9 protein-coding genes are annotated in these 11,007 nt (G+C 64.5%); 3 read left to right on the top strand and 6 right to left on the bottom strand.

Annotated elements, in window-relative coordinates:
* Position 1 precedes the first annotated feature (1 nt).
* A complete protein-coding gene (locus tag BO996_RS29285) occupies positions 2-406 on the top strand; it encodes a hypothetical protein (protein WP_141831323.1) in 405 nt (134 codons plus the stop codon).
* Between the two features lie 567 nt (positions 407-973).
* Positions 974-3,832 (top strand): midcut-by-XrtH protein, encoded by a 2,859-nt coding sequence (locus tag BO996_RS20730; protein ID WP_071956295.1) that lies wholly within the window; start codon positions 974-976, stop codon positions 3,830-3,832.
* Positions 3,833-3,875: 43 nt separating this feature from the next.
* Here the strand turns inward: BO996_RS20730 and BO996_RS29495 are convergent, their stop codons facing one another.
* The 6 genes from BO996_RS29495 to BO996_RS20705 all read right to left on the bottom strand — a co-directional run bounded on the left by BO996_RS29495 (position 3,876) and on the right by BO996_RS20705 (position 10,125).
* A complete protein-coding gene (locus BO996_RS29495; RefSeq protein ID WP_183021820.1) occupies positions 3,876-4,019 on the bottom strand; it encodes a hypothetical protein in 144 nt (47 codons plus the stop codon).
* A gap of 50 nt (positions 4,020-4,069) precedes the next feature.
* Positions 4,070-5,338, bottom strand: a complete 1,269-nt coding sequence (locus BO996_RS20725) for a ferritin-like domain-containing protein (RefSeq protein ID WP_071956294.1) — start codon at positions 5,336-5,338, stop codon at positions 4,070-4,072.
* Positions 5,339-5,346: 8 nt separating this feature from the next.
* The gene (locus BO996_RS20720) at positions 5,347-6,213 is read right to left on the bottom strand and encodes a phosphate/phosphite/phosphonate ABC transporter substrate-binding protein (RefSeq protein WP_071956293.1); all 867 of its coding nucleotides are present in this window, start codon (positions 6,211-6,213) and stop codon (positions 5,347-5,349) included.
* A gap of 63 nt (positions 6,214-6,276) precedes the next feature.
* Entirely contained in the window at positions 6,277-7,386 is a 1,110-nt protein-coding gene (locus BO996_RS20715; RefSeq protein ID WP_071956292.1) for an acyl-CoA dehydrogenase family protein, read from the bottom strand.
* A 297-nt stretch (positions 7,387-7,683) separates the two neighbouring features.
* Positions 7,684-8,913 (bottom strand): sensor domain-containing phosphodiesterase, encoded by a 1,230-nt coding sequence (locus BO996_RS20710; protein WP_034398803.1) that lies wholly within the window; start codon positions 8,911-8,913, stop codon positions 7,684-7,686.
* 417 nt (positions 8,914-9,330) lie between these two features.
* A complete protein-coding gene (locus tag BO996_RS20705) occupies positions 9,331-10,125 on the bottom strand; it encodes an AraC family transcriptional regulator (protein WP_071956291.1) in 795 nt (264 codons plus the stop codon).
* 105 nt (positions 10,126-10,230) lie between these two features.
* Here BO996_RS20705 and BO996_RS20700 point away from each other — a divergent pair, with 105 nt between their 5' ends.
* Positions 10,231-10,947, top strand: a complete 717-nt coding sequence (locus BO996_RS20700; protein ID WP_071956290.1) for an aspartate/glutamate racemase family protein — start codon at positions 10,231-10,233, stop codon at positions 10,945-10,947.
* The last annotated feature ends 60 nt before the right edge of the window (positions 10,948-11,007 follow it).

Below are 11,007 nucleotides of genomic sequence, written 5' to 3'. Positions count from 1 at the left end.
AGTGAAGAAAGATAATTTGACTAGTGAATTTGATAAGGCTTTTCAACTGTTCTTTGAAGGTTTTCTGAGAATTTATCCAAAAGAGACTTGGCCTTCTTGGTTTAGAACTTCTACTAACTATGGAGGTTGCAAAAAAAGTGAAGGAGTTTGGGAATTTTGTTTTACAGGAATTCCTTCGTCAGTACTAGGCGCGGGAGACTCTTGGGAAGAGAGGAATGGTGGATATATTCTCGTCAAAACCGATCCTGATACTGGTGCGAAGCGTTATGTTATATCTAATGCGTCAAATGAGGTTTTTGTTATTTTTAAGGCTGTTGTTGACATAAATTCTGAAAATTTCTCAGTTGTTTTCAGTACCGATATTTATGAAATTGATGGTCGAGATTTGCTACCTTTGAGGAAGTAGAGGGGTAAATCGAGTGCTGGCAAAAGCCACAGAATCTGGACACTGGTGCTGCAACTACGCTGAACTATCGCGACAGCGGCCCTGACCAGCTAGTCAGCGTAGATAAGGATCACGGCAATACCGCTACAACGCAGGCAACCTTCGCGCAGAAAAATTCCTCAGCCACGCGGGCCTGAACAAGGCCACGCAAGGCAGTGCGGCCACCTACAGCCCGCTGGCCTATGAACGTATCCAGTGGGATGGCCTGCACGCCCGGCGCAGCTTCGAGATCAGCGGCGCCGACAACCGGCAGGCCCTGCATAGCGACACCGACGCGGCCGTGCTGGCTGGCAACACGGCTCCCTGGCTGTTCAACCGCACGCAATATGCCAACGGCCTTCAAGTGGCGTGTGCCAGGAGGGCTTCTCAGCTGCCAATTACCTGCTTTCAGGGATATGCGCTGCGCAGGCCGTCGTCTAGAGTAAGAAATTGTCAGCAGCGCAGTCATTTGTGGCCTGCCTGAAGGCAGTGGCGGGGACCGCTCCCCGCCTGTTCGGATCTTCGGATCTTTTCTTCCAGGCCAGACCCATGCTGCAACTTATCCAATTCCTTGCCCGTGGCACGGGGCTCGCACAGGCTTTGGGCGCCTTGGCCGTGGCCTGTGCCGTGCCGGCAGCCCAGGCGCAGAGCATTACGGTGGCACCGCTGGCAGCCGTGGCGCCGGCGGCGATTCCTGTGGACCACCCTGGCGCTCTTGCGCTGCTGGCGTTGGCCTTGGGGGCCTGCCTTGTGCGGGGTGTGCAAAAAGGGCGGATCTCCCTGGTCGGCCTGCGTGCCTGGGCCATGGGCGGTGCTGTTGTCGTGACCGCAGCCACGGCGGTCTGGGGCGAGCGGGTGCAGGCCCAGATTCAGGAATTGCAGGAAGCCTTCAACCAGGCCGCAGGCGAGACGCTCACCGTTCCCGTGCAGACGACAGCGCTGGGTGCCGATGGCGCACCGCAGGGATTCCTGCCCGTGGTCTATCGCAACCAGACGTCGGTGCGGCTGAAAATCACCGGCATCACGGACCCTGTGTGGAACACCTGCTTTCCGCTGGGCGTGCCCGGCGCGATTCCCTCGACGGCCCCACGTCCCGGCAGCGCCTGCGCAGTCGGCGCCGCGCTGGAGGCGGGCGATTCCTGCTGGGTGGACGTGGCGCAACTGTGCGCCGAGGCGGCGGACACCGTGCGCGGCAGCCATCCCAGCGTGCTTGCGCCCGACAGCGTGCAGGTGGACACGGCCGGGCAGCGCACGGGCAATGTGCTGTCCAACGATTCCGATGCCGATGGGGCGCTCGTGGTCGCCAGCTTCACCTATGAAGGCCAGACCCTGGCGGCCGGCAGCTCCCGGAACGTGGCGGGGCGCGGGACCTTCGCGCTGCAGGCAGACGGCAGCTTCACTTTCCAGGCGGATGCGAACTACAGCGGCGGCCATCCGCTGGCCATCGGCTACACCGTGCAGACCGGCGCGTCCAGCACGCTGAGTGTTTTCGTGAACCGGGTGCCCGTGGCCGGCAACGATACGGCCACCACCGATGCCGATACATCCGTCACCATCGCCGTGCGCGGGAACGACAGCGATGCGGATGGGGACAGCCTGACCGTTTCCGGCATCACCCAGGGCACCCACGGTTCCGTGGTCGTGGATGCCGTCACGGGCAATCCGGTCTACACGCCGAACGCCAACTTCACCGGCAGCGACAGCTTCACCTACACCATTGGCGACGGCAGGGGCGGTTCTGCCACGGCCAGCGTGTCGGTGACGGTTGCTGCTGCGCCCTCCGGCAATCAACCGCCAGTGTCTGTCTCCGATGCGATAGTGGTGGCCGAGGGCGCTGTAGCCACGGTCCTTGCCAGTGGTGCAACCAGCGTGCTGGCCAACGACACGGACCCTGACGGCAATCCGCTCGTCGCGGTGCTGGTGACAGCTCCTGCGCATGGAACCTTGACCCTGAATGCGAATGGCACCTTCAGCTACACCCACAACGGCAGCGAGACGACTTCCGATAGCTTCACCTACCGTGCCAGCGACGGGCAGGCCATGGGAAACATCGTCACCGTTTCCATCACGGTCACTCCCGTGAACGATGCACCGGTTGCCGTGGCAGATCAATTGATGGTTGCCACGGACATCCCGCTGAGCATCAGCTTTGCCACGCTGCTGGCCAATGACACGGATGCCGACGGCGACAGCCTGACCATCACCTTGGCTCATTCGCCGATCAATGGCAGCCTTGCATTGCAGGCGGGCGGGGTGCTGTTCACGCCCGCTGCAGGCTACGAAGGACCGGCCAGCTTTCTCTACGACGTCAGCGATGGACGCGGTGGCACCAGTATCGGCACGGTCAATCTGTCGGTTGGAACGGCCAGCGCTCCTTCGGTCGTTGTCCTGAAGTCCCTGCTGGCCATCGCACACGGCACAGGCGGGACCAGCGTCAGGTTTCCGATAACCACGAAGCTGGTGGATACGGATGGCTCGGAAACCCTGTCGATCAGGATCAGTGGACTGCCCACCAATCTGTCCTTCAATGCGGGTACGAACCTGGGTGGTGGTGTCTGGCAATTCACCGAGGCCGACCTGCCCAATCTCATCCTGAATCTGCCTGGCAGCTACACCACGAACGCCACGTATCTCACGGTCCAGGTCACGGCGACGGAGGTCAGCGGCGGCTTCACGGCATCGACATCCACCGTGGTCACGCTCAAGGCCTCATATACGACCGTGGATATCACCACGACCGAGAGCGGCAACCATACGGGCAGCTCGGCCAACGAATACATCACCGGTGGCAACGGCGCCAACACCATCAACGCCGGCAGCGGAAACAACATCGTTTTCGGGGGCGGTGGCGACGACAACCTGTCGGCGGGCTCGGGCTCCGATGTGCTGATCGGCGGCAGCGGCAACGACACCCTCAACGCGGGATCGGGCACGGACCGGCTGATCGGAGGCTCCGGCGACGACCTGTTGATAGGCGGCGATGCGGGCGAGAACTTTGTGGATGTCTTTGTCTGGTTGCTGGGAGATCAGGGGGCGGCTGGAACGCCGGCCTTGGACCGAATCCAGAACTTCTCCACCGCGGCAGCGGGAACCAACGGCGCAGGCGGTGATGTACTGGACCTGCGCGACCTGCTGCAGGGTGAATCCGCAGGCCCCAGCAATGCCGCAGGCAACCTGGCCAACTACCTGCACTTCGAGATCACGGGAGGCGATACCTGGGTCCATGTCAGCCACACGGGCGGCTTCGGTGCAGACTCCCATGCGGTGGGTGCAGGCTACTCGGCATCGGCCGAGACACAGCAGATCATCCTGGAAGGCGTGAATCTGCAGACGCTGTATTCCGGTGCCGCCACGGATCAGCAGATCATCACGCAGCTGCTGAACAGCAATAAATTGATCGTGGATTGAGGTTGGGGTTCGGGCTTCGCCGTGCGAGAAATGCTCCCGCAGCTCAACGCCGCTCTTGCGCAGGCGCAGACTGCTCCTGGCCCGCCTTGGTCGCGCGGGGCGGCGCCACCGGCATGGGAAACCCGACAAGCGCAAGCGCCACTGCGAAAGGCAGCAGGCAGTAGAAGAGCACGCGCTTGAGCTTCATTCGCCGGAATTGAGGGTGCTTGCGCAGCCTTCAAGTGGGCTGTTCCCCGTCTACATGAAATTCCTCGTATGCAGCGAAGCCAGCCGCTCGGCATGCCCACGCTCGAACCCCAGCCGCAGCAGCTTGGAAAACCGGCCGTCGGCCATGTCGCGCATGAGCTGCTGCACGCGGGCGGCGCCGCGGGCCAGGGCTTCGGGGGTGAGGGCGCCAGCGGCGATGAGGATCAGGGCGTCGAAGACTTCCTCGTTCAGGCCCGAGGTGCCGGCCAGGTTGTCGAAGCGCTGCTCCACGGCCTGGGCCAACTGGTGCTGGAAGCCGGGCTCGTGCTGCAGGCGGTACAGCAGGTGGGACATGCCCAGGGCCACATGGCGCGCCTCGTCGCGTGCGGCCAGGCGGCAGATCTGGCGTGTGAGGGGGTCGGGCGCCTCGGTCTGCAGGAACTGCAGCAGGTGTACGAAGGTGCCTTCGCCCAGCACCGACAGCAAAAAGCCCGCCACGGAAAAATCCGTCTCGTCCAGCAGGCTCTTGAGCGAGGCCTGGCCGCCCGCCGTGGACAGGGCGGGCTCGCGGCCGTGGCGGCGGATGCGGCGCGTGAAGACATCGATGTGCCGCGCCTCGTCGGCCACCTGGATGGCCAGCGCCGCCTGCAGCTCGCGGTAGTGCGGGTGCAACTGGCCCAGGAAGCGCGCAGGCACCAGCAGGGCCGCGTTCTCGTTCTCCACCATGTAGGTCATGAGCTGCACGATGGCGTCCTCCACGGGCGCGGGCAGCTCGGGCGCATCGCACCAGTCGATGTCGGTGTCGGCATTCCACTGCGCGGCCACGGCCTGGGCGTAGAGGTCGGCGGCGCTGTCGGTCCAGACCTGCAGCTTGTCGCTGAGCCGGAAATGGAAGGCCGGCGCCCCGGCTTCCACCTGCGCGCCACGCGCGGCCAGGCCCCAGAAAGGCTGGGCCTGCGCGGCCACGGCATCGCCGCCCGAGCGCGCATCGCTGCGGCCCGTCTGCGCCGCGCCACGCCAGCGCCCGGCCTGGGCGCCGCCGCGCGCCACGATGGCCATGGCCTGTGCAGCACCCGCGCCATCCTCCCAGCGCAGGCCGTGGCCCTGGTCGCTGCACCAGCCCGACAGCTGGGCCTGCCAGCCCGGCGCGCTGCCGGTCACGCGCAGCTGCCCGCCCACGGGCAGGGCGGCCAGCGCGTGCTTGACCAGAAGATGGGCACCGGCATCGAAGCCCAGACCCTGCAGGTCGATGACAGGCAGGGTGGAGGCGTGCAGGGTGCGGGCGTGCAGGGCGCCGCTGTCGGAATCAGGCATGGCCATGGCGCGTATCAGTAACGGTAGTCCTGCACGGTGATGCGGCCTTCGGCGTCGTAGAAGGCCTCGTCCGTCACCGCGCGCTCCAGCAGGCCGTAGCCCGTGCCACGGCCTGGGTGCCAGACCTTCAGGCCTTCCAGCTCCAGCAGCGGGCGCACGGCCGCGTCGTCCCAGGACATGGCCAGCAGGATGTCGCGGAAGGCGGCGGCGCGTTCGGCATCGATGTGCGGGCCGGCCGTCATGTTGCAGTGGTCGAACGCGCCCGAGGTGGCCAGCACGCGCGTGCCGCCGGCCGGCAGCGTGCCTTCGCGCGCAAAGGCCAGGTAGTTCTTGCCCACCATCCATGAAGCCTGTATCTCGCCGGCCACCATGGCGGCGGCGGCCAGGCGCTCGCCGCCGATGTGGTCGCCGTGCTTGCCGCCCAGCACGTCAAAGCGGCGCGCCGTGTAGTCGCGCCCGGCCAGCAGCCCTTCCTGGCGCAGATGGTCCAGCGGGATCAGCGTGGCCTGGGGCGAGTCCACCGCACCGAAGCCCACGGTCTTGCCGCGCAGGTCCTGCACGCTCTGGATGGGGCTGTCGGCGGGCACGACCAGCAGCGAATGCAGGTCCAGGTCGGTATCGCGCATGGCGATGGACTCCACGCGCAGGCCGCGCGCGCGGGCCATGCGGTCGGCGCGCACAAAGGCCAGCGGCGAATTCCAGGCCAGGTGCACATCGCCTGCGATCAGCGCCTCGGTCAGCGACTCGTAGTTGGAATAGAGCACGTAGTCGAAGTAGTAGCCGCGCTCGATGAAATACGCCTTGAAGCCTTCCCAGATGGTGATCACCTTGGGGGCGTAGGCCACGGCGCCGAGCTTGATCACAGGGGCGGTTGTCGTCATTCGGAAGTCCTTTGCTGGATGGGGAAGGGGGTTGAGGCTATCGACAGGATCTGCGGCGCAGGTTCAGGCAGCGGCGTCGCACATGGCTTTGCCGAGCATGTCGTAGATCACGTCGGTGGTGGGCGCCATGACCGAGGCGGCACGCGCATCGCGGAACAGGCGCTCTATGCCCAGCTCCTTGCGGAAGGCGGCGCCGCCGCACACGCGCATGGCAATGTCGGTCACCTCCAGCGCGGCTTCGGCGGCGGCGGCCTTGGTCTGCAGCAGGCGCGTGCGCGTGTCGGGGCGGGCGGCCTGCACGGCGGCCACGGTGTCGTCGCGCAGCAGGCGCGCCTGCTCCAGGCGCAGCTGGGCGCGGGCCAGGTAGGCGCGGATGGTGGGCAGGTCGGCCAGCGAGCTGCCGCTTTCCGCAAAGCGCGTGCCCGCCACATGGGCCACGGCACGGCGCAGTGCGCCCTGCATCAGGCCGATGGAGGTGGTGGCGATCAGCGTGGGGAAAAACGGCATCAGGTGGCGGCCCTTCATGGCCTCGCCCTCGCCATCGGCGCCCAGCATGCGGGCGCGCGGCACGCCCACATCGCGCGCCTCGATGGGCGACGACGCATTGCCGCGCAGCCCCATGCCGTTGAAGCGCCCGGGAATGGACAGCCCCGGCAGGCGGCTGTCCACCAGCCACAGCGTATTGCCCTCGCCCTGCGTGGCGCGCGAGATCCAGACATAGGAATCGGCCTCGCCGGCCGAGGTGATCATGCTCTTGAGCGCATTCAGGTGGATGACATCTTCGGCGGCGGTGGCCGTGCCCGTGGGCGCCCAGATATGGCTGCGCGAGCCGGCCTCGGACACGGCCAGCGTGGTGATGTGGCGGCCGGCGGCAATGTCGCGGCGCACCTCGTCATCGGCAAAGGGCTCGATCAGTGCCACGCCGCAGTAGTGCATGGTCAGCACCATGGCCGTGCAGGGGCAGTCCTGGGCAATGCGTTCGATGACCTGCACCGCCTCGGCCAGGCCCTTGCCCAGGCCGCCCACCTCGCTGGCGCTGATCAGGCCCAGCAGGCCGGCTGCGGCCAGCGCATCCAGCGCAGCGCGCGGGTAGCGCGCCTGCTCGTCAATCTGCGCGGCCTGGGGCGCGATGATCTCGCGCATGAGGGGTTCGAGTTGCTGCAAAACTTCCATCTGGGTTCACCGTAGGCATGCCCATGGCCGCCTGCCAAGAGGCACTTGCTGGAAGTCTGGGGAAATGCTGGAGCGCCGCGATGGCCGCTGGACGCGCCTGCCGCATGCAGACCTGCAATGGCGGATGGGCTGGGGGAAAGAATGCGAAAGATTATGCGCCGGGTGCGCGACGGCCGGGCGCAATTGCCGGTGGCGCTTGATCTCGGTCAATTGGTGGCTGGGTACTGCCTTCGGCGATTTCGGCCAACAGGCGGCGGGCAGCCAGCCAGACGAGGATGCCTGCAGGAAGATCGTGGTCTATATTGCAGCGCCCATTGCCAGCGCCTCTTGCGGCCCTATCGGCTTGGCAAAAAAGTAGCCCTGGGCCAAATCCACGCCCAGGCTCGCCAGAGTGTTGAATTCCTCGGCTGTCTCCACACCCTCGGCAACCACCACGCTTCCTATCTCGTGCGCGAAGCTCGTGAGGCCCTTGGCCAGCGCACGGCGGCTGCGGTCGGTATCGACATCGTGCGTGATGCTCATGTCCAGCTTGATCATGTCTGGTTGCAGATGCAGGATGTGCCGCATGCTGGAGTAGCCGGCCCCCGCATCGTCGACTGCCAAGGTCGCGCCCCGGCGCCGCAGCGGCGCCAGTGCATCGGCCAAAGCCCTGTAGTCATCCACGGCGGCATGCTCCGTGATTTCCAGCGTCACGCGCGAGAGATCCCGGTCCGAACCCAGAAGCCTGGGCAACTGCCCCGACTGGATCAGCTGCGGCGAGCAGTTGACGGCGAGCAGCCAGTCGGTGGGCAGGCTGCCAAGTGCGCCAAGCGCTGTGTCGATCGCATGGCGCTCCAGCTCCAGCCCCAGCCCCACCTCGTGCGCTGCCTTGAACCACTGGTCGGGCGGGCGACGTGGCTCCAGGTCAAAGCGTGACAGACATTCGAAACCGTGCAGCTTGCCGGTCGCGATGGTGTATACGGGCTGAAATACGGGGCGCAGCGCATTGCCTTGCATTGCAAGTCGAATTTCGTGCGTCACTTTGTCTCTTGCATGCCGGACGGCAGAAGTCGCACTGAAATGAAGTCCCAATAAATCGGAGAATGCCCGCAGCAGTGACATATCGTGCGCATTCAGCGCAGGATTGGGCTGGTGGCTGAAGCAGCACAAGGTGCCGAACAATTGGTTGTCATTCAGGCGGATGGGAACGCTCAGGTGCGAGCCGATAGGAATGGTGTGCGTTTCCGGTATCTCCTGAGCCGCGGCCAACAGGGAGGTGTCGGGAATCAACTCCGGCAATTCGCCATTGACGACTTTCTGGCAATAGCCCTCGCTCAATGGAATCTTCTGATGCTGAAAAATCACTCCGGCAGTGCTCTCGTCCACATGCTCCAGCACCCGATCCTCTTCCCGGAATCGGGCCACAAAGGCGACATCCATGCCGAGATGCCGACGAACGACAGACAGAACACGGTCGACTCCATCCAGTTCAATGGCAAAAGCGAAAATTCTGCTCAAAGGTGCGAATGTGGATTTACGAAGTGTCATTTCGTTGATCTGCTCTATCAGATGTGTACGCACATTGAATTCACGCGCTGCCTGCGGGCTGGCTATCCTCGGCTCCGAGTGCGATGGCCAAGCGGTGCGATATGAGTTGATAAAAGGAATGAATTATCATTAACCCGCTCCATTGACCGATGCGCGGCAAATCGTGGTTGCCGCGCGATAGAAAATCCCAATCGAGCCACCAGTTGCAAGCTCAGTGGCAACCACGTTTGCAACCCAAAGCAGTAGTGAGAAAAACAGACTTAAGTATGCGCGGTTGAAGTGCGCAGGTCGAGTCCGTCTGTTCGGATTGACAATAGTTATGAAAATCCAACACGGGCAGCTGAAAGGGCCCGGCACTCCCTGGAAAGCCCGTCAAGCCCTATGTCCTGGCTGTGGCTGTCTCAGGTGCTCCATCCGTCATTGCTTGCCCGTGTGACGAATGCGGGCCAGGTACTGGCGGGGCGCCAACCCCAGAGTCTTGCGGAAAGCGGCGCCCATGTGCGACTGATGGCTGAAGCCGCAATCGTGGGCGATACCCGCCAGGGAATGGGTGTCTGCCTGCATCATGGAGCGGGCCGCCTGCACGCGGGTTTCCACAAGAAAGGCATGCGGCGTCATGCCCAGCAGCTGGGAAAACTCGCGCAGAAACTGCAGCGGCGTGCGCTGGACCATCCGGGCCAGCTGGGCAATGCTCAACGGCTGCGCAAACTCGGCCGCCATGCGCTCCAGGACAGGGCGGTACACCGGGCGCAAGGCCTCGACGCGGGCGGTGGGCGCATGGCATTGCCCGGCCATGAAGCACAGCGCGGCCTGCTCAATGGCCAGCGTGTCCGGTTCGGTGCTCAGCAGCAGCTGGCGCAGTTGGTGGGCCATCTGCAAGGCGCTGCGCTGCCCGGGCGTCACAACGCGCCGGGCCTGGGTTGCAGACGCGCCGTCGCTGAGCCATTGTTCCCAATGCGCCTGGGTGCAGCGAACCACCAGGTACTCGCCGCCCGTGGCCGATTCGGAAAACACGTCGACGCCCGGCGGCGTGCATGCCACCGTCCCGGGCCAGGTATCGAAGTCGACCCGGCGATCGCTGGCAATCGCATGCACGCCCTGCTGGCGCTCCAGCGCGATGCCCAGCGAATGCAGGCGGGTCGGGTCATGGCTGCTGTAGGGCGTGCGGCCCAGCAACTGCACCTCGAATCCCGGTGGCTCGTGATCTGTCATCGCTGTATTGCCCTGTATTGCCGTGTATGGCCCTTGTCTCGCCTTGCGTTCCTGAACTGAAATTTCCTGATAGACGCGAAATCGGCCGCTGCCCACACTGCGGGCATGAACTCAAACCACACGGAAATTCACCGCGTCATCGGTCTCATCGGTGGCATGAGCTGGGAGTCCAGCGCCGAGTACTACCGGCTCATCAATCAGGGTGTGCGTGACAGGCTGGGTCCGCTGCGCTCTGCAAAACTGCTCATGTACAGCGTGGATTTTGGCCCCATCGAGCAGGCCCAGCATGAAGGCCGATGGGACGACGCCGCCGCCTTACTGGAGGATGCCGCGCGGCGGCTGCAGCAGGGCGGGGCGGACGGCGTGCTGCTGTGCACCAACACCATGCACAAGCTGGCAGACCGCATTGCGGCAGCGGTGCGCATCCCTTTTCTTCACATTGCCGACCCGGTAGCCGACGCAGCCCGCACACGCGGCTACCGGAAGCTGGGGCTGCTGGGCACACGCTTCACCATGGAGCAGCCCTTCATGCGCGAGCGGCTGCAGCAGCAGGGTCTGGAGGTGCTGGTGCCGCAGGAGGCAGACCGCGCCGAGGTGCACCGCATCATCTACGAGGAACTGTGCACGGGCCGGATTCTTGAAGAGTCGCAGCGCACCTATCAGCGCATCATGGCGCAGCTGGCCGGGCAGGGTGCGCAGGCCATGGTGCTGGGCTGCACGGAAATCAGCCTGCTGGTGCAGCAGGAGCATTGCCCTGTGCCCGTGCTGGATACCACCGCCCTGCATGCGCAGGCGGCGGTGGACTTCGCTCTGGAGCCTTGAGCGGCCAGCGAGCCATGCCCAGGCCTGCTTTCAAAGGCGTGCACCCCCCGGGTTGCCGGG

The organism is Delftia sp. HK171 (assembly GCF_001886655.1).
In the GTDB taxonomy this organism is placed as follows: domain Bacteria; phylum Pseudomonadota; class Gammaproteobacteria; order Burkholderiales; family Burkholderiaceae_C; genus Comamonas; species Comamonas acidovorans.
The sequence above is the reverse complement of the archived record's forward strand: the minus strand, read 5'-3'. Positions and strand labels throughout refer to the sequence as shown.